This is a genomic window from Cryobacterium sp. Hh7 (assembly GCF_004403155.1).
Taxonomy (GTDB): Bacteria; Actinomycetota; Actinomycetes; order Actinomycetales; family Microbacteriaceae; genus Cryobacterium; species Cryobacterium levicorallinum.
This window is the reverse complement of record NZ_SOHG01000040.1, coordinates 223955-242934: the sequence shown is the minus strand read 5'-3', so window position 1 is coordinate 242934 and position 18980 is coordinate 223955. Positions and strand designations below refer to the sequence as shown.

Below are 18980 nucleotides of genomic sequence, written 5' to 3'. Positions count from 1 at the left end.
TCGAATGCTGAATTTGCGCAGTCAATTCGAGTAGCTTTAACATCATGAGCGCACCCCGATATGTACCCCGTGATTTGTGTGCGGAGCCGGGCAGCTTTGGGAAAGCGCGTGAGGTGCGATGGCTGCCGGCGACGGACGAACGCTCTGCCGCACTGGGCCGGGCCGCTCGCCTGCAGCACATGTACGCGGTGAGGATTCGGGTGCGGGCGAAAGAAATCACGAAAGGCATCGTCGCGCCCGACCCCACAGGGCCGTTGGCCGCTCGCCCCGGTGCGGATGCTCACGCACCTCTCAAGACACTCGCGAACAAGTCCGGCAGCAGCTACGCCCGGCTGCTGCGTTGCCTGCGGGGAGAGATTGTGATGCGGCTGGATGACATCGCGTGGGCCGATTTGGTGCTGGGGGAAATCAGTGACGCGCGGCGATCGGCGCCGGTGGGACAGCGCCCCGGTTCCTCCCAGCAATAGCAGCGACGGAAGCTGTCGTAAACCGATCGGCTCCCCTTCACGGTTGGCCCCGGGCGCTTCGTTGCGCGGGGCCTTAGTGACCCACGGCACCGCCGGCTCCGGGGAGCTGATCACGGGTGATCGCTTCGATGCGTGACACCACCGACGTGTTGGCCCAGAAGAAGTCGATGTCAAAGTCTGGGCCGTCGGTGCACATCGTCCACTCGCCGCGGGAACCGACACGTAAAACGTCGATCGTGCGAAGCGGCCGTGTCCGATCGTTGATCGTCTGCGGAGCGTTTATGCCCGGGAGCCGAGTCACCGTGCCGAGCTCCAGGTCGATGTAGTGGGTGCTGTCTCGCGTGACGATGCGCCACACACCGCCTTCAACGCCGGTGAGTTCGTTGACTCGAAGAGGTTCAGCGCCGGTGTCCTCCATGGTTACGCCTTTCTGATGCGGTGGTTTCAGGATCGGCGGGATCGCCGTCCCGAGGAAGCACGTCCCTGTCGCTGGTGGGGGCGTCCAGGACTGTCCGTTTTGCCCGGCCCTCGGGGTTCATCGCCGGTGAGGTGGTTCCCGCAGAATCGGGCGGATTCAGATGGTCCGCGACGAAGTTCACGGAAGAATGACCGGTTCGATCAACGCGACGCGACGCGGCTCAGGCAAGGCGTGCTGGCTGACGGGCGAAAAAGCCAAGGCCGCGCAGCGAATGCGAGCGAGATACCTTCGCTGATCAGGCATCTGCGGACCTCCCGGTTTCTTCGGCATCTGGCCTGAAGGGATCGATAGCGGGACAATATCCGGGTTTTTTGCGCCGGTGAGTCCGTGCCGGAATACACATTCTCGGCGCGTTCTCATTACTGCCGCGCATGGACCTTCCGACCGCACGCCGTGCGGTCGGAAAGGGAACCATGCCCGAACAGACCCCCGTTGAAATCCTGCATGCCGAATACGCCACGCTTCAGCGCCAGCTCCCATCGACACTCACCTCGGACCAGAAACGATCGCTGGCGTTCTACACCGGTGAACAGGTGAACCAGGGCACTGCCGAGAACCCGGGCGACGTGCCTCAAGACGTCGCCCGCTGGACACGCAACATGCTCGCCCTAGAATTTTTCGTTCGCGCGGAGGGCCGCATGCCGCGCGAAAACAGGCGCCTCCCTCAGGGCACGATTACTTCCGCCGAGAAGCAATGCACCAACAGTGTTCGCACTCAACGCCGCGCCTTCTCGGCAGGGCGCCTGTGCGCTTATCAGGTACGTCGGTTGCTCTGCATCCCCGGGTTCAGCTTCCACCCGCTGGCGGACACCTGGCAGGCGAACTGCGCCGCGTACGCGGACTTCACCGCCACGCGCGGGCACTCACCGAAACTTCGAAGCTCGAACGCCTCCGAACGCGCCCTCGACCGATGGGCGGCAAAAACCCGTTTGGCCTACCGGGCTGGCGCCCTCGCCCCAGACCGGATCAACACGATGAACGGGCTGGACTTCTGGACGTGGGGTGCCCCGACCAGCCGGAGGTAAGACCGTCCCGTGCCGGAATACACCTGTCCCCGTTTCAGCCCAGCGATGCAAAGCCGGTGCAGGATCACAACATGGACGACAACCTTCCCGGTGGCCGGCGCGACAGGAGCCGCTCCCGGCACGACACGGACGACCCTGCAAACGTTGCTGACCCCGCACAGACGGGCGACGTTTTCTCGGTGCCATCAACAACAATTGCGCAGGCCGACCTCATCTACCCTGCGCGCGGCGCAGACCCCGACCTGCTCCCCGCGTTGGCTCTGATCCCCGAAAGATTCCGCAGAGCACAATCCTCCGACGAGCAGGTCGCACAATGGATCACATTCCAAAGCATGTGGTTCTGCGACGGCTTGCCGGCGACAATACAGCTCTACCCACGCCCCGGAATCGACCCGCAGCAGGCCTTCGACCACCTGCAGGTCGTGCAAGGCTGCTTCGGATCACAGCACGAACACAAAGTCGCAGCCGTCGCCTGGCTGGCCTCACGCTGGTTCAGCAGATACGACTTCGATGGTGTGACTGAACCTGAGCAGTAGGTTAGCCGACCCGAGCCAAACCCTGCTTGCCACTCTCAGGTTGAGCGTGCGGGAAATGGGCGCGGTCGGTGACGTGTCACCACATGCGGTCTTGGGTCAGGATTTCCCACACGACCTCGGGATCACCACCGTCAGCGAGCCATTTCAGGGGTGTCAGCAGTGGCCCGGCGGTGGACTGTCTGAGATCGACCTGCGGCGTGAGCATAACCAGGCCCAGAAGATCCGGATCCTCAACACTCTGACGAACCCGGTCCTCGTCCATCCCGAGCAAATCGGCAACCTCTGCAACGCTCATCTGCGTTGCCGCGATCCTGAGACGGGTCTCCTCCGTCAGCCGTTCATAATCGGCAGGCGTCGAATCGAAGGGTGCGGACAAGCCAGAATGGGCGCGGATGTATTCGCGCTCGGCTGCAGGCACATCAGGGTCAGTCGGCGAAGCGGCGTCATCGTTCGCACTCACACAACACCGCAGGAGTTCGCTGTCATGGCGTCGAGAATACCCCTGCTCACGATCATGATCGTCGCTCCTGAGAAGATCACAATGGACGCGTTCCGCGAGAGTTCCGCGTCAGGTGCGTGACAGGTGCCAGCGCTGACCTCGGAACTGCACCGCGGCAGACCTGTCAGGTCACATTCGGGTAGAAGCTGTCTGCAAATCAGGATTCTGCGTTTGCTTCTCCCGTAACTCGTTGGGAGCTGTTTGCGGCTGAGCCACGCGAACGACGCAGAGCGTCGTTTGCCGGGACTGGCGAGTGGGGTCACTGAGGCTTTCAAACAGGCTACGGTCCGCCGTTGCGTCGACCGGCAGCCGGTCACGGCGACGGGTGGACGTCGACACCGCGAGGCTCGAGCTCTTCAGCCCCTCAAGCGCAATCCTGCTGCTTGACGCTTGGGCTGACAGCCACGAGTAATACTTGTCCGTCGCCGGTCGAAATGAAGGTCAGCGCAGCCCAGGCTTCGAAGGCATCTGCCCTCGATCCAGTGAAGGTTAACGCAAACAGGCTTGGGCTCTGCCACCATGGGGATTGAACAGGAGTGTGATGTTGGGCGACAACGAACCATCTCGAACCGAATTCGATGAGGATCTGATCACGCAGGATGAGGTGAGCACGGAGGACGCCGCCCCCCAGCCGGGAACGCTATCGCCGACGGACGAAATTCGTGAACTGTTGCGGCAGGATCAGACCCGACTGGGCGATGTCTTCCGAGGCCTCGAGCAGGGGTTGACGGCTCAGGAGATCGCCGAGCGACACAACGTTGCCACCCCCGGATTCGTCTATTCCTACACCGCGTACATCCAAGCCGCCGTCGAGGGCCGCTTCTCGTCGTCCCCGTCGATGTTGAAACAGACCGCCGCATCGTTACGAACACTCGTCCGGCGGGCGCGCGGCACGATCTCGGCCGATGCCTTTTCACTCCTGCAAGGCCGGCTTACTCAAGTTGAGCAAGCCGTCGATGAGGTCACGGCTCCGGACAACGTCGCCGCCGAGGAAGCGAGCGAGAACGAGACGTTGTCCGTGACCGATCGCGTCATGAACGTTCCGGGCATCTACGCGTTCTCCTACGGCTGGTACCTCGAAAGCCCCCTGGACCCAGCCCGAGGCAACACCTTGATCAAGGTCGGGAAGGCCGAGGACGTTGGCCGGCGCATCAACGAACATCGCAACTTGGCTGTCCGCACGCACATGCCGGAACCTTTGGCTTTGCTTCGGGTGTATTCGGCTCACGGACGCAACCTCACGGAGGTTGAGCAGTTGTTCCACCGGCTCCTAAGCACCGCCGGGCATGACAACCCGCGCCGCGTGTTGGTCGGCCGCAGCAGCGAAGCGGGGAAGGAATGGTTCCTCACCAACGAAGCCTTCCTCGATGCCTGCGCGGAGGCTTGCGGGTTGAAGACGGAGTACATCGGCGGCTCCGAGTTCGCCATCGGCTGAGCCTCAGCGAGGACGGGATGGCCACAGGCACGGCCAAAACAGCAGCCCGGGCATCAAGGTGAAGCTGAAGCGAGCGATTCCGCACCGGTGGGCGGATTCGATCTCCACGTCAGCGCACGCGTCATAGTATGGCTGCATGCGCGAGCCGCCCTTCGTCGTCCCCGTCCCGGCCAACCGGCACTTCCTCGATGATCACTGCGCCAATTGTCTGCAACCACTGCCCGAAGACGTTGAAGCCCTCGTCTGCTCGTCGTGGTGTTCGGAGATCGCTGCACACGTCCGCTACATGCGCCGCGTGTTCCGAGACGGCCGGGTCAACGACCCCGACGTGCGAGAGGCGATCCAAATTCGGAACGCATTTCTGCTCGTTGGTGGATACGGCGCCTTGGACCGCACCCTGCGACCCGCGGTCCGAACTGAGATCAAAGTGCGGGACGGCGGCCGATGCCGGCAGTGCGGCCGGCCGGGAACTGAGATCGATCACATCGCCGGAAGTTCGGGAGGGCTCGACAACCTGCAACTGCTCTGCGCGGAGTGCCACCGAGCAAAGACGGCGGAGAACATGGTTCCCACCACGCCGCACGAGCGGAGCCTGCTGACGGCCCTATTCCAGACCCGGGTCGTACCGGATGGACCAACGCTCCTAGCTGACGATGAAGTCACGTGGCAGTCAGCATGGCAGTCCCTCAAGTCCGCTCGCAAGAAACGAGTCCGCAACGCCCGTGCCGCCGCACTCACCACAGCGGCGGACCCGATCCTTGCCCGGGATGACGACACCTTTGAATACGGTCCAGCCATGCCACGAACTGTCGATGACGAGTCTGGTTACGGCCCGGACTCGATTTCCCTCGGCCGATGGACACCAACCGCTGGTCGGGATCAGCGGCGCTCGCCGCGCGACTCGGCAGTCGGTCGCGGCGACGGGCGGACGACGACCGCGAGGCCAGACCTGACGTATTAGAACGTTATCGGCGCGCCACTGGCCGGCCGGCCACGGTCAGGCTCAGCTCGGCTGGTCCGAGTCGACGTCAGCGGGGCGGGAGAACTGCAGGTTCAGCTCGGTAATCGACGTCGGGCCGATGGGTAATGTCCATGTCCCGACCGTATCGGGAGGTACCGACTTCAGTCTTCGGTAGGAGCCGGACCAGCAATGTCGGAGGTAGCCGTTAGCCTGCGAGTATGACACGCACGGTCTCCGCTCTCCTCGCCCGCACGGAGGCACTGCGGCGTGCCCGCGGCGAATCCTCGTGGACTTTACTCGCCGCGCACAATGCGCCCGAGATCCTCGCGATCCTCAAGATGAACTTCATCGATTCCGGTGCCACTCAGATCCCAACCGGCCGCCTCCATGAACGTGTCGCCGATGATCTCCGGGCGCTGGCCCGTGCCGGAATCCGTGACATGAGCGCCTCCGCGCAAAAGTACTGTACGGACTGGGTGAGCGCCGGCTGGCTGGAACGCCGACCGAACGAGACCGGGACGGAGGAAATCTACGATGTCTCGGCGGATGCGCATGCCGCACTACTCATCGCCGAGACCATCGTGACCCCTGCTTCGTCGACGACGGAATCGCAGATGACCTCGATTATGCAACAGCTTTCGGACCTCGCCGTATCCACCGACCCGAACCCCGAATCGCGCATCGCCGCACTGACATTCCAACGCGACGCCATCGACGCCGAAATCGACCAGCTTCGCGCAGGCCGAACCGTTGTGTTGAACGATGAGCGGGCGCTGGAAGCGGTCCGCGACCTTCTCGGTCAAGTCCGCCAGTCCACCACGGATTTCGCGCGTGTCCGTCGAAGCGTTGGGAATGCTGTCAACGACCTGAGGCGCCAAGCCATCGAATCGGACGGGAGTCGCGGCGATGTCCTTGAAATCGTATTGAGCCAAGTTGACCAAATGGAGACCACGGACTTCGGTCGCAGCTTCAAAGCCTTCTATCAAGTATTGGCCGACCCCGAACGAGTCCGGCAAGTGGAGTCAGCGATCGACGTGCTGTTAGAACGGCCGTTCTCTGCGGCACTGAGCCGTGCGGAACGAGAAGGCCTGCGCGACATGCTCCCCGACCTCCGAAGCCGTGCCGGCGATGTCCACACCGTCTTTGACACCCTTGCTGCCAAGCTCCGCGCGTTCGTCGAGGACAATCAATACGCACACGAACGACGCGTTGACATGCTGATCAAAGATATCTACAAGGTCTACGGGCAACTGGCACAGACGATGTCGGGCCGTGCCCGTATCCCGTTCGAGTTAAAGCTGTCGACAAGCGACATCAGCTCGGTGAGCCAGTTGCAGCTAAAAGAGGTAGACACGTCCTTACCTGACCTGGTCGCTTATGAAGCCGAGGTCGGAGCCGGCAGCTGGGAGGACCTTCTTGAGCTCGTGGATCTCACGGACATCGATTTCCATACCCTCCGAGCCAACATCAAGGACACGCTCCGGCATCGCACCGTTGCCAGCATCGCCGACGTCATTTCCAAACACCCACTCGCACAAGGCCTTGCCAGTTTGATCGGCCTGATCCTGATCGGGTTGGGCGCAGCAGACGGAGACGTTTGCAGCGCGCAGATGCGCGAAGGGGCGGACGAGGTCATCCCGTGGTCGGATACACACACGATACGAATCCCAAAGATCCTCTTCTACACTCCGGAGACACAATGAACGACACCGCAGTCGACTACGAAGCAATGGATGATAACCACCCGGGCATGCTCTTTGCCGGAGATACCGGGGAGTTCAGTGTGCACCTTCGCACTGCGATCGTCCGGCTCGTCAGGGGTCCGATGCTAAGCGGCGAGGAGAACGAGCTCGCCTACGACGCGTTGCTTCGGAACGAGGACACGGTCCGCCAGCACTTGTCGGAGATGTTTTTGAGTCTGGTCATTAACCGGGACGCAAGGATCGCATTCGCACGGCAGGCAGGCGTCGACCAGCCGTTCCCTGTCTTGATGCGTCGAGCGCCCCTCACCCTGGTGGAGTCGGCAGTCATCGCCTGCCTGCGGCGGACACTCGCCACAGTGACGGGCACCAGTGAGTTCGCAGTCGTCAGCCTCGACGAGATCAGAGATGAAATCCTTGCATTTCGTCGTTTCTCCGACACGAACGAGGCAGGTATCCGTAACAGCGTGGACAGCGCAGTGACCAAGATGGCCAAATTCGGAATCTTGAAAAAGGTGCGGGACACCGAGGACCGATACACGATCATGCCTCTGCTGCGGAACCTGTTCACCCTTGAAGAAATCGCGGCGTTGCTCGCCGCGCTCCGGACCGTCGCCGACGGTGGAGCGGCCACCGACGCTGAGGCAAACGAGGACAAATCCGATGACTGACCTGCTCGCGCTCCTTGATCCGGACCTCGCTCCCAGGGACGACCGACCGTCGCAATTCACTCTTACCCGGTTTCAGCTCATCAATTGGGGAACGTTCAAGGGGTTCTCGGAAGCCGTAATATCCCCTGAAGGGCATCTCATCACTGGCGAGTCTGGGAAAGGAAAGTCCACACTCCTTGATGCAATGTCCGCGGTTATGTTCGCCCCTAAAGATCTTGATTTCAACGCTGCCGCCCGTGACGCGATCACCAAGGGCCGTGACCGAACCCTCCTCACCTACGTTCGGGGGGCGTATGCACAGCGGCCCGACGAGGAAGGCAACGCAGCCGTCCAATACCTGAGAAACGGGGCGACTTGGTCGGCTCTGGCTCTCGAATTTACACACCCGCACCGTGGGGTAGTCACCCTCGTCAGAATCTTCCGCGCGTCCGAAAGCACGACAAATGTCGAGCAGCTGACCAAGGTCGCGATGATCCTGGAACGCCCCTTCAGTGTGAAGGAGCTGCAGGACATCGTCCGGATACGCCTCGACTCGGGTGTCCTGAAACGAAAGTTCGAACCCGCTCATATTGGAACGGACTTTGGCCCATACCAAGAACGCTACATGCGCCTCTTTGGTATCCAGAGCGAACGAGCCCTGCAACTCTTGCAGAAGACCCAGGCGATGAAAGGGCTCAACACTCTCGACGGTCTGCTTAAAGATTTCATGCTGGACGAGCCGGAGACATTCCTCCACGCAGATCGTGCGGTCGCCCAGTTCGGGGACCTCCGCGCCGCCCACAAGGCCGTTCAGACCGCGAGGGAGCAACGGGACCTCCTGAAGCCGCTGGTTTCTCATGTGGCCGTAATCGACAACGCGTCCGACAGCCAGGAGAGACTCAACCTTGAGCTCACGGGAGTGGCACGGGTCCGCGGAGAACGCGCCGTCATTATTCTCGATCAGGACCTGCGGGACGCCGAAGACTCGATGGCGCGCGTGGAATCCGTAATCACCGTCATCGACGCCCGGATCGATGCCCGCGACAGGGAGATCGAAGCGCTGCGCAGCGACTACGAAAACGCCGGGGGCAACGAACTCCACAGAATTGGCGACCGCATTGAAACGCTGGAGGGCGAACGCGGGAGGCGTGAAACCCAACGGACACGGTTCTCGCGGGACATCAAAGGTGCCGGTTTCTCAATCCCGTCGAGCCCAGAAGAGTTTCATCAGCTGGCCCGCGACGCGACCATTGAGTTGGCACAGATGGGGGGCGACCGCAGGGAACGTCAAGAGGTGCTTTACGCGGCTCAAGATCAGGTCTCGAAAGCTCGGACCTTCTTCGGTGAGGCGGAGCGGGAACTCAAAGCATTGCGGCAGCGTCCGTCCAATGTCCCTGCAACGGAGGGGGAGGTCCGCGACCGGATAGCTGCCGCCTGTGCAACATCGGCAACCCGATTCCCTTATGTGGCCGAGCTGGTGCAAGTTCGCTCTGATGAGGAGGATTGGTCTGGCGCGATCGAACGGGTGATGCACAGCTTCGCCTTGTCAATCCTCGTTCCCCGGGAGCACTATCTCGCGGCCGCCAAGTTCGTCAATGATAACAACCTCGGAAAACGGGTGGTGTTCTACCCGGTGAACCCGGATATGTCCGAACCCGATCGCAGCCCCTCAGGGAACAGCCTGATTGGCAAACTGGACGTTACAACGGGGGAATTCCGCGGCTGGGTGCTTGACCGGTTGTTCAAGACACTCGACTACCAGTGCGTGGACAGCGTCACTGGTCTCGACAAGGACATCCAAGCTGTCACTCGGAACGGGTTGGAACGCGGGCGGCGTGACCGCCACGTCAAAGACGACCGTTGGGACATCGACAATCGAAGCAAATGGGTGCTTGGGTTCGACAATGGCGCCAAAACGGCCATCTTCGAGGAGAGCGTCGCCGAATTACGGACGGCAATGAACTCGGCTGTGCAGGCAAGGACCTCCATCGAGCAGAAGGAACAAGCTCGCAGCGACAGAGAACAGGCTCTGCAGCGGATCCACGGTCAAGCATGGGAGGACATCGACGTCGACGCCACTATCCAGCGTCTGGAAGGTGAGCAGCGCACGCTCGACACGATCCTCGGCGGCAACCCAGCCCTTGGAACCATTTCCGAGAATCTCGCCATCGCAAAGGACAGCCGCGCCGCTGAAATCACAATCCGCGACCTCGCGGTGGAAGAACGCGGAGCGGCGACCAAAAACCACCGTGATATCGCGGACGGGTTGGCGGCGGAACGAGTGGCCTTGGCCTCCCTGCCCACCGTCTCCGACGACGTGCAGACATCACTCCAAGCCCGGTTGAGCACCGGTAATCCCGCACACACGGTTAGCGCTTTGAACGACGCTGCGGGATCTGCGCGAACCGAGATCGTGGCGGAAGCAAATTCGGCGAAGCTTCAAGGCCAAGCTGCGCACGCGAGCCTGAAACTCATCTTCGCCAGCTTCATCCTGCAATGGCCGGAGCATTCAACCGACGTCGATGACACGTTCGCTGCGTTGCCGGAGTTTCGTAAAATCCTTGAAACATTGGAACGCGACCGACTCCCCGATTTCGAAGGCGCATTCCGGAAGCTCATGCAAGACGGACCGACACGGCATCTCACCGACCTATCTCGAAAGCTAGAAGAAGAACGCCGGGCCATAGACCGTCGCATCGAACCGATCAACGACGCGCTGGCGAGCACGGAGTTCAATCGCGGCACTCATCTGAAAATTATGGTTGCCGACATTGCCCAGCAACAACAGTTACAGGCATTCAAACGCGAACTGAGGGATTTCGCGCAGGCGAACGCCCTCCCTGCGGAGGATACGGCGGAGAAACGGTATGACATGCTCAGTGCGATCATCACCCGGCTCGGCAGTGATGATCCTAGAGATTTGACGTGGAAGCAGCAGATCCTGGACGTCCGGAAGCACGTTATGTTCGCGGCGGATGAGCTGCGTGGCGATGAGATTATCGATCGACACACGTCTGGTAATGGCCGGAGTGGCGGGCAACGTGTGAAACTCGTCACGTTTACTCTCGCTGCGGCGCTGCGATACCAGTTGACAGACGGATACGGCAGCGTCCCCGCGTTCGCCCCCGTAATCATTGATGAGGCTTTTTCCAAAGCGGACGCTCAATTTACGGAACAGTCGCTGCAGGTATTCAAAACCTTCGGGTTCCAGCTCATCCTCGCCACCCCTAACAAGATGCTCGCAACTTTCCAGCACTTCGTCGGCGGAGCGACGATTGTCCACCGCGCCGATGACACCCAATTCTCCAGCGTCCTAGCGATCCGAATGGAACGGATCGAAGCCGTTGGTGGGGACCGAGAGTGACTGAGGAAACCTACGGGGCCGTTCTAACGGAAGCGCGTAAGGTATATGCGCGGAGGATGAGAGGGTGGGTGCAGGCGAGCGACATGGCGGACGGGTTCCCGGTCCGGATTCCCATTCGGGAGTTGAATGCAGAAAGCATCGACGCGGACACGGGTCTTGCGTTGAGCCGGGCCCGGGTGTGGAGCGAGTACCCCGGCCCGGGGCAGGTGGAGACCGTGCGCAGAAAATGGCCGTACTCCGGCGTTCTTGATGTGCCGCACCGCCTCGTATTTGAAACCCCGATTGACATCGCGGAGTTCACCGGGAACCGGCGCCCGTGGGCAGCATCGGTCCGACGGATAGCCGAGCTTCGTTCCAGCTGGCCGGATGTCCGCGTACTGCCCGCGGGCGTGTTCACGCAGGTGATGGCGCTCCCCGACGGCGATTGGGCGACCCTGCTGACCGCTCTTCGGTGGGCTGAAACCAACGACCCTTCGGGATTTCTCGTTCGTCAACTCCCGATCCCGGGCGCTGACACCAAATGGGTCCAGCGACACTGGCCCCTCGTCGACAAGCTCTCTGGCCTCGGGGCCCGACTGAACCCGGATGTCCTCGCGCCGATCAGCACGATGGAGAAGATGACGTTCACGCGTATCCTTGATGCCGCCCTCCGCGCCCAGATCGGTGGTCTCGGCTTGTTCACCGCGCCACCGACAGAACTGGCGAAACTTCCGTTGACGCCAACAGTCGTTGTCATCTGCGAAAACTTGCAGAACGGGCACGCGTTCACAGACAGGCCGGGCACTGTCGTCCTAGCCGGCAAAGGGTTCGACGTTCCGGCATACGCACGAATCCCATGGCTGCAAAGAGCTCAGATTCTCTACTGGGGTGACATCGATACGCATGGCTTTGCGATCCTGAACCGGCTCCGCGCGCACCTGCCAGCTACGTCGATTCTCATGGACGAGGGCACATTGCTGCGAAATCGGATTTCTTGGGTCACCGAGGATGTGCCGACCGCCGCGCGATTAGATAACCTCACCGATACGGAACAGCTCGTCTACCAATCCCTCGTCGCCGGAACGCACGGCAGCCATGTCCGGTTCGAACAGGAACGAGTCCCGTGGGCTGCGGTGACTCTGGCCATGAACTTGGCGGGGGAATCCTCCGCAGCGGGAGAATCGTGACCTGTACGGCAATCTGAGTGGCTCATTCGATAGGCAGCGCCGCTTCTGGCTGTGAAAGGTTGACAGTGATAAATCTCATGTGCGAGGATCACGTTCCGTGACTTGCGCTCTGTGGCGCCGGTCGCCGATAGGCTCGAAGATGAGCCATAGGGGGAGAGGTGCATGGGGTTCAATGCTATTCCAAACCCCTGCGGGCATCTCTGTAGCTCGTCAGGTCCGTGTCTGTGACGTTCGTGGGGAACCTATGGTCGATGTCCGTCCGTCCATTGTGATCTGTGACGTTGACGGAACGTTGTGCGATGTCCGCGAAATTCGGTATAATGTCGATCCGTCACAGCCTGGCTTTTCTGGCGTGAGAGATTTTGAACGTTTTCATTCAGAATCCTTGAACGCGCCTTCGCATGGCTGGGTCGTCGACTTGGTGCGGGAAGTTTCCTTGGCGGGACATATTGTGGCCATAGTCACAGCACGCGAGGAGCGTTGGTCCTTCCTCACGACGTTGTGGCTCGCAGAACACGGCGTGCCTTACGACGAGATTCACTTCCGCAGGGACGGAGACAATCGGGTAGACAGATCGGTCAAGGCAGACATATTGGCGCAGATCCAGAGGCGCAACGATGTTGTGTTGGCCATAGATGACAGCCCGAGCATTGTCAGCCTATGGAGAGAAAACGCCATTCCAACCGCCGTTGTTGGAGAGAACGGCCTTCCAGCTGAACTCGATGCGAATTTCGGGGATTTCGAGGAAATGCCTACCCGCGTACGTGCATTCTTCCACCAACGTTGGGGAACCAATTGAAAACGCTTGCCGACAAGGGTGTCACGTCAGGGTCTCTGCCCGAGCTGCATTTCGCTATCCGAAAGCGCATTGCTCTCACCCCTGGGGAAGCGCTGGAATTCGAGCGGCTTGCAAATAACGCGCTGTACAGTTTGCGCATGCGACTGCAGCGCGACGGTGGTGGTCGCGAAAAGATCCTTGCTCTATCTGTGCTGATTTCAGATCGCGAAATCCACAGCTTCGAGAGCGCACCCACGCAGGCCGGTTTTTCCAAATCCGCCCTCGCTGTCGTGTCGATGCTTCGGAGTTTCGCGGAAAACGTAGGTGGCAGTGGATCTGTTCAGAACTCCTGCAGGGCTATGTCACGGGATCTACTGGATGGGTTCACGGTGCTGCCCAAATGGGCGGAATCTTATAGGCGGACAGCCCGAAATCGTCCGAAGGGGACCGATGTCTTTCTGCTCACTGGATACGACGAGGTTAGGTGGCGGCGTTGCGTTGAGGCAGTCAATCAGGCTGCCGAGAAACCGACGAGCTTACTGTCGAGGCTCCCAGCTCCGGTAGCGTCTCAGAATCAAGACGATTTAGCGGACAGGCTGTCACGTCTGGTCGCGGCACAAGACGAGAGCTCTGATGACATTCCGCTTTACGACCGGAGTGAAATGGACTTGCGCTTGCGCCAGGTTCGAGTGTCCGGATTCAGAGGCTCTCCAGGGGAAGTGCTTTTGGACCTAACCAAGCAAGGAAAGCCAACAAGTATTCTCCTCTGGGGTGACAATGGCGTCGGGAAGTCGACCATTGTTGACGGTATCGAGTTTGCACTGCAAGGTCGAAATGACCGTTCCGCAGACTTCAATAGCAGCCTCCGCCCATCGATTAGAAATATTGCGAGTCCGACCGCCTCAGCTTCCGTCTCACTGAGCGACGGAACTGTCCTTGATCGGTCCTTGGACGTGAACGAAGTTGGGCGACTCGTCGCCTCCAACCATCCGGTGCGGCCAGGATTTCGCATCGCCCCTGTAGTCATCCGTCGCGCCGACATACTGAGGTTTCTCGATAGTGAAACCTTGACGCGGGGAACTGTCTTTTTTGACTATTTTTCGGATCCCGAAGGGTCGATGGGTCAGCGGCCGGACGAGGAATTACGGATGCTCGAGGAAGAGCGATTTTCTGTGCGGGTCCGCCGAGCGGACCTCGCGCGCCGGCTCGACGCTTATTTCCCGGATAGCGGGAATGACTTCACGGACAAGTCGAGCCTCGAACGATTCGTGAAGGAAGAACTGTTGGCCGGCCCTCTGGGTTTAGGCGAAGACGCCCCTGCCGCGTGGGATGCCTTGAGCGAAGAAGTTCGTGACACGATCTCGTCCCTGAGAGATGTTCTCGCACGGAGCCAAATCATAAAGAGGAAGCTGGAGAAAGGCGTCGAGGCCCTCAATCCGGTCGTGTACCGTCAGCAGCTCGCTAGGATTTCGCCAGTTCTACGTCAAGTCGGTGAAGAACTGACCGCCAGTTTCTTGCGAATAACTCGAGCCCCTCATGTTTCAACCATTCAGGTTCTTGTGGGGGTTTCTGGCCCGTTGAGCTTGGATGTGGTCGTTCAATTCGAAAATGGAAAATCAGGATTCCCTCAGCAGGTCTTCAGTGAGGGATACAAAGACTTGATTGCTCTGCTTTTCTTCCTCACAGTGACGAAGAAGGCTGCTGCGCACGGCCAAGCCAAGGTACTGGTGCTGGATGATGTCCTTCAAAGCGTTGACGCCTCCGTGAGGGTTGACGTGATGGATTTTCTCCTTGATGAGTTCAAGGACTGGCAGCTCGTTATCACTGGGCACGATCGCGGCTGGCACGATCAGCTGAGGAGCCTGTTCCAGCACAAGGGCTTACCTGTATTAGATCGAAGAATAACGCGATGGTCCTTCGACGCGGGCCTGACAGTCGAAGATACGGCGCACGGCAGCCTGAAGTCGCTCGACAGTGCGCTGGAACGTTCCGATAGCCAAGCAAGTGCGTCTGCCATCGGCATTCTGTTGGAGCAAATTTCCCAGGAGCTGAGTTGGCGACTCCAAATCCGCATGATTCGCAAAAAAGACGATAAGTACACTCTCGCGGATCTCTGGGATGGGGTTCGGTCCGCACTGAAGAAGAGTGACATTCAGAAACTATGTACGGAAATCGACAAACGGCTTGTCCTCAGAAACTTGATGGGTGCGCATTACAACTCTTGGGCGACATCGATCGCTTGGAACGATATCGAATACCTAGGCCTGCTTTCAATGGACCTGTATCGCGCCGTTCATTGCGAGTCTTGTGATGGGTGGGTCGAACGCCACAGCCAAGGTCCGATCGTGTGCCGTTGCGGAAAAACGGTCGTTCTGACCGAGTGAAGTCTTTCGTCGGGCGTCTCTGCACGTTCGCTGAATCTTGGTGAAATAGCCATCGACGCTCTTGTTCGAAGCCGAGCCACATAACAGCGCCCCATTGAAGCGCTGCTGGTCGGAGTTGCTTCCAGCGCGGGGGCGACGGGAACGCCAAGAATGAGTCAGATTCAGGCGTAAGCCGGACGCACGGTAAAAACATTCGGATGATTAGCCCGGAAGCGATTGTTCGAGAGGGCCCACAAGGTGCCGTTTGTCCGAACTAGGTGGCAAAAGTCCGAACTAGCCTGGCACTCGACAAGTGTGCCCCCAGGCAGATTCGAACTGCCGCCCCTGCCTCCGGAGGGCAGTGCTCTATCCCCTGAGCTATGGGGGCCAGGGTGGTTCAAGGTTAGCAGCTACCCGAGGTGACCGAGCACCGCCGACATGAGGCGCTCGGAGTCGCCCGGCTCGATGAAGGCTGGCGAGCTCAAGGTGACCCAGTAGGTTCCCGTGAAGACCTGTGCCTGGCCGCTGCCGGCGGCGGCGTATTCAAAGAAGCCGTCGACGGTCGGCGGGGTTCCGTAGGTGGGCACGGCCTGGCTGTCGGCATCCGCTTGCTGCTTGAGTGTGGTCATCAAGACGTCGTTCGGCGCTACCAGCGAGAGCTCGATGAGCTCGCCGCTAGTCTGGTTCGAGTAGCCGCAGGCGAGTCCGTTGTAGTCAAGCGCAGACTCGGCCAAGCCACCGGCGGCTGGGGCGAAGCTCGGAGCGGTGCCGTAATTCGGGTTGAAATCGTAGAGATCCTGCAGGGTGAGCAGCTCATCGCAGGCTCGCTCGATCGGAGAACCGGTCGCTTCCGGGGTCGGCGTCGGCGATGACGAGGGCGCTGCACTCTCGGTCGGTTCAGCGGATGCCGTGCTCGTCGCCGCAGAATCCGTCGGCGTCGGCTCGTCACCACTGGCGCAGCCGCTCAGAACGAGCGCGAACAGAGCGCCACCGGCGAGCACCAGGCCTGCCCGACGCCGCGCAAAGCGAGGAGCGGTGCGGGCAAATGAGGGGTAGACGCGGGTATCAGTCACGTGTTGACCTTACCAACAGGAGGGGCCGGTACGATTGTTCAGTGACTCCTGCCGAACTCTCCCAGTCCCTTTTCGATCTCATCCAGGACGTCAGCGAACGCCGACGCGAGGCTGACACGGCAAGGGTAGACCTCGGACTCACCCTCGCCGACGTCGCCGTCGAGCGCCCGCGCAATCGCGACCACGGTGATTGGGCCTCGAGCATCGCGCTGAAGATCGCCAAGCCGCTCGGCGCCAACCCGCGTGAAATCGCCGCGGAGTTGGCCGCCGGTCTCGAACAGCTGAGCGATGTCGCATCCGTTGAAATCGCCGGCCCCGGCTTCATCAATATCCGTCTCGAGGCTGCGGCGGCCGGCGCGCTCGCCAAGACCATCGTCAACCTGGGCGAGGTCTACGGCACCGGCCACCTCTACGACGGTCTCAAAATCAACCTCGAATTCGTCTCGGCCAACCCCACCGGCCCGATCCACATGGGCGGCGTGCGCTGGGCCGCGGTCGGCGACAGCCTCGCCCGCGTCCTGCAAGCCGAGGGCGCCGACGTCACCCGCGAGTACTACTTCAACGACCACGGCTCGCAGATCGATCGCTTTGCCCGCAGCGTGCTGGCGAGCTACCTCGACGAGCCCACTCCCGAAGACGGCTACGGCGGAGCGTACATTGGCGATATCGCGGCGAACGTGCTTGCGAAGTACGACGGCGACGTCGCTGCCCTGCCCCGCGACGAGCAGCAGGAAGTGTTCCGCTCGATCGGTGTCGACCTCATGTTCACCGAGATCAAGGACAAGCTGCACGGTTTCGGCGTCGACTTCGACGTGTATTTTCACGAAGACTCGCTGCACGAATCCGGCGCCGTCAACCGCGCCATCGAACGCCTCCGCGAACAGGGTCATATTTTCGAAGCGGATGGCGCCATCTGGCTGCGCACCACCACCTTCGGCGACGATCGTGACCGGGTGATCATCCGCTCCAACGGTGAACCCGCCTATATTTCGGGCGACCTCGGCTACTACCTCGACAAGCGTGAGCGCGGATTCGACCAGTGCCTGATCATGCTCGGCGCCGACCACCACGGTTATGTCGGCCGCATGATGGCGATGGTGTCAGCCTTCGGTGACGAGCCCGGCGTGAACCTGCAGATTCTGATCGGCCAGATGGTCAACCTGCTCAAAGACGGCGAACCGGTGCGCATGAGTAAGCGCGCCGGCACCATCGTCACCCTGGACGACCTCGTCGACGCCGTCGGTGTTGATGCCGGCCGCTACGCCCTGGTGCGCTCGAACAGCGACTCGCAGCTCGATATCGACCTCGACCTGCTCGGCAAGAAGACGAACGACAACCCGGTCTTCTATGTGCAGTACGCCCACGCCCGCACCTGCTCGGTCGCCCGCAATGCGGCAGCGAGCGGCGTCGAGCGCTCCGTGTTCTCGCCGGAGCTGCTCGTGCACGACAGCGAATCCGCGCTGCTCGGCGTGCTGCAGGAATACCCGCGCATCGTCGCCCAGGCCGCCGAACTGCGGGAGCCCCACCGCGTCGCCCGCTACATCGAAGAGGTCGCCGGCTACTACCACCGCTGGTACGACAACTGCCGCGTCATCCCGCTCGGCGAGGAACCGGTCACCGACCTGCACCGCACCCGTCTGTGGCTCAACGACGCGACCGGCCAGGTGATCCGCAACGGCCTCGACCTGCTCGGCGTCACCGCCCCGGAGCGTATGTAATCGTGGCCAAGCGCAAACGTCGCGGTCTGGTTCCGCTGATAATTCTGGGGACGCTTGCCGTTCTGCTCGTGGTCGCGTTTTTCCTGGTCGATAGCGGACTGCGCGCTTTCGCCCAGGACCGCGCCGAAACCGAAATCAGCAAGCGGATGCCCGCCTCCGTGACCGGGGACGTCACCGTGACCATCGGCGGCACCTCGGTGATCGCCCAGTTCATCGGAGGCAATTTCGACGAGGTGGAACTGACCGCGCCGAAGCTGACTGTCGACGGCGTGCCGGCATCCGTTCACGTCATTGCCCGCGATGTGTCGACCAATACGGCCAAGGCGATTGGCTCGCTCAGTGCGACCCTCGACCTCGATGAGGCCGCCCTCAATCAGCTCGTTCAGGCCTCCGGCAGCGCGCCGGCCGACGCCGTACTGACCCTCGGCGATGATGACGTTGCCTTGACCGCGTCGGTGAGGTTGTTCGAGTTCGATGTCGGCTACAGCGCCACGGCCAAGGCCAGCGCCGCCGGCGACACCCTGAACTTCACCCCGACCGAAGCGACCGTCACCAGCGGCATTGGCGACATCGACGCAACACCGCTGGTCAATCTCATCCTCCAGCAGGCCCCGATCGGTGTCTGCGTGGCCAGCTACCTGCCCGAGGGAGTCGAACTGAGCGACGTTGACATTTCACCCGAGCGAGCACGCGTTACGCTGGAGTCGAGCACTTTGCGGCTCACCGTGCAGTCGCTGACCACCCTCGGCAGCTGCGCCGACTAATTC

The 18980-nt window shown here is 61.1% G+C and carries 16 protein-coding genes and 1 tRNA gene; 13 read left to right on the top strand and 4 right to left on the bottom strand.

From position 1 onward, the window contains the following. Positions 1–44 precede the first annotated feature (44 nt). Positions 45–467: a hypothetical protein gene (locus E3T43_RS18795; protein ID WP_166791318.1), complete on the top strand. Its 423-nt coding sequence runs from the start codon at positions 45–47 to the stop codon at positions 465–467. Between the two features lie 73 nt (positions 468–540). On the opposite strand, the gene E3T43_RS12650 is transcribed toward E3T43_RS18795, so the two are convergent. Next, positions 541–885 (bottom strand): hypothetical protein, encoded by a 345-nt coding sequence (locus E3T43_RS12650; RefSeq protein ID WP_134472673.1) that lies wholly within the window; start codon positions 883–885, stop codon positions 541–543. A 473-nt stretch (positions 886–1358) separates the two neighbouring features. On the opposite strand from E3T43_RS12650, the gene E3T43_RS12645 reads away from it, so the two are divergent. Further along, on the top strand, positions 1359–1970 hold the full coding sequence (locus tag E3T43_RS12645) for a helicase associated domain-containing protein (protein WP_166791317.1): 612 nt from the start codon (positions 1359–1361) through the stop codon (positions 1968–1970). Positions 1971–2041: 71 nt separating this feature from the next. Continuing rightward, positions 2042–2506, top strand: a complete 465-nt coding sequence (locus E3T43_RS12640) for a hypothetical protein (protein ID WP_134472671.1) — start codon at positions 2042–2044, stop codon at positions 2504–2506. A gap of 76 nt (positions 2507–2582) precedes the next feature. Here the strand turns inward: E3T43_RS12640 and E3T43_RS12635 are convergent, their stop codons facing one another. Beyond that, positions 2583–2966 (bottom strand): hypothetical protein, encoded by a 384-nt coding sequence (locus tag E3T43_RS12635; RefSeq protein WP_134472670.1) that lies wholly within the window; start codon positions 2964–2966, stop codon positions 2583–2585. A 580-nt stretch (positions 2967–3546) separates the two neighbouring features. On the opposite strand from E3T43_RS12635, the gene E3T43_RS12630 reads away from it, so the two are divergent. From E3T43_RS12630 to E3T43_RS12595, 8 genes are all read left to right on the top strand, one after another. Next, the gene (locus E3T43_RS12630) at positions 3547–4440 is read left to right on the top strand and encodes a GIY-YIG nuclease family protein (protein WP_134472669.1); all 894 of its coding nucleotides are present in this window, start codon (positions 3547–3549) and stop codon (positions 4438–4440) included. A 136-nt stretch (positions 4441–4576) separates the two neighbouring features. Continuing rightward, positions 4577–5401, top strand: a complete 825-nt coding sequence (locus E3T43_RS12625) for an HNH endonuclease (RefSeq protein ID WP_198414361.1) — start codon at positions 4577–4579, stop codon at positions 5399–5401. Positions 5402–5619: 218 nt separating this feature from the next. Then, complete coding sequence (locus tag E3T43_RS12620) at positions 5620–7104, top strand: DUF3375 domain-containing protein (protein WP_134472668.1); 1485 nt, start codon at positions 5620–5622, stop codon at positions 7102–7104. Then, entirely contained in the window at positions 7101–7772 is a 672-nt protein-coding gene (locus E3T43_RS12615) for a DUF4194 domain-containing protein (RefSeq protein ID WP_134472667.1), read from the top strand. Before E3T43_RS12620 ends, E3T43_RS12615 begins: the two co-directional genes overlap by 4 nt. Next, on the top strand, positions 7765–11115 hold the full coding sequence (locus tag E3T43_RS12610; protein WP_134472666.1) for an ATP-binding protein: 3351 nt from the start codon (positions 7765–7767) through the stop codon (positions 11113–11115). The genes E3T43_RS12615 and E3T43_RS12610 overlap by 8 nt, the downstream gene beginning before the upstream one ends. Before the next feature lie 56 nt (positions 11116–11171). Next, positions 11172–12281, top strand: a complete 1110-nt coding sequence (locus tag E3T43_RS12605; RefSeq protein WP_134472665.1) for a Wadjet anti-phage system protein JetD domain-containing protein — start codon at positions 11172–11174, stop codon at positions 12279–12281. Positions 12282–12525: 244 nt separating this feature from the next. Beyond that, positions 12526–13080, top strand: coding sequence for a hypothetical protein (locus E3T43_RS12600; protein WP_174844346.1), 555 nt, complete (start codon positions 12526–12528; stop codon positions 13078–13080). Then, positions 13077–15443 (top strand): AAA family ATPase, encoded by a 2367-nt coding sequence (locus E3T43_RS12595; protein ID WP_134472664.1) that lies wholly within the window; start codon positions 13077–13079, stop codon positions 15441–15443. The genes E3T43_RS12600 and E3T43_RS12595 overlap by 4 nt, the downstream gene beginning before the upstream one ends. A gap of 295 nt (positions 15444–15738) precedes the next feature. Here the strand turns inward: E3T43_RS12595 and E3T43_RS12590 are convergent. After that, positions 15739–15810: transfer RNA gene (locus E3T43_RS12590), tRNA-Arg, on the bottom strand. Between the two features lie 22 nt (positions 15811–15832). Next, entirely contained in the window at positions 15833–16495 is a 663-nt protein-coding gene (locus E3T43_RS12585; protein ID WP_134472663.1) for an iron ABC transporter ATP-binding protein, read from the bottom strand. A 41-nt stretch (positions 16496–16536) separates the two neighbouring features. Here E3T43_RS12585 and argS point away from each other — a divergent pair, with 41 nt between their 5' ends. Both argS and E3T43_RS12575 read left to right on the top strand, forming a co-directional pair. Next, positions 16537–18213, top strand: coding sequence for an arginine--tRNA ligase (gene argS / locus E3T43_RS12580; RefSeq protein WP_134472662.1), 1677 nt, complete (start codon positions 16537–16539; stop codon positions 18211–18213). Between the two features lie 2 nt (positions 18214–18215). After that, the gene (locus E3T43_RS12575; protein ID WP_166791316.1) at positions 18216–18977 is read left to right on the top strand and encodes a DUF2993 domain-containing protein; all 762 of its coding nucleotides are present in this window, start codon (positions 18216–18218) and stop codon (positions 18975–18977) included. The last annotated feature ends 3 nt before the right edge of the window (positions 18978–18980 follow it).

Coding starts and splice junctions, on each gene's coding strand:
- E3T43_RS18795 (WP_166791318.1), top strand. CDS start 45: ATGAGCGCACCCCGATATGTACCCCGTGATTTGTGTGCGGAGCCGGGC.
- E3T43_RS12650 (WP_134472673.1), bottom strand. CDS start 885: ATGGAGGACACCGGCGCTGAACCTCTTCGAGTCAACGAACTCACCGGC.
- E3T43_RS12645 (WP_166791317.1), top strand. CDS start 1,359: ATGCCCGAACAGACCCCCGTTGAAATCCTGCATGCCGAATACGCCACG.
- E3T43_RS12640 (WP_134472671.1), top strand. CDS start 2,042: ATGGACGACAACCTTCCCGGTGGCCGGCGCGACAGGAGCCGCTCCCGG.
- E3T43_RS12630 (WP_134472669.1), top strand. CDS start 3,547: ATGTTGGGCGACAACGAACCATCTCGAACCGAATTCGATGAGGATCTG.
- E3T43_RS12625 (WP_198414361.1), top strand. CDS start 4,577: ATGCGCGAGCCGCCCTTCGTCGTCCCCGTCCCGGCCAACCGGCACTTC.
- E3T43_RS12620 (WP_134472668.1), top strand. CDS start 5,620: ATGACACGCACGGTCTCCGCTCTCCTCGCCCGCACGGAGGCACTGCGG.
- E3T43_RS12615 (WP_134472667.1), top strand. CDS start 7,101: ATGAACGACACCGCAGTCGACTACGAAGCAATGGATGATAACCACCCG.
- E3T43_RS12610 (WP_134472666.1), top strand. CDS start 7,765: ATGACTGACCTGCTCGCGCTCCTTGATCCGGACCTCGCTCCCAGGGAC.
- E3T43_RS12605 (WP_134472665.1), top strand. CDS start 11,172: ATGAGAGGGTGGGTGCAGGCGAGCGACATGGCGGACGGGTTCCCGGTC.
- E3T43_RS12600 (WP_174844346.1), top strand. CDS start 12,526: ATGGTCGATGTCCGTCCGTCCATTGTGATCTGTGACGTTGACGGAACG.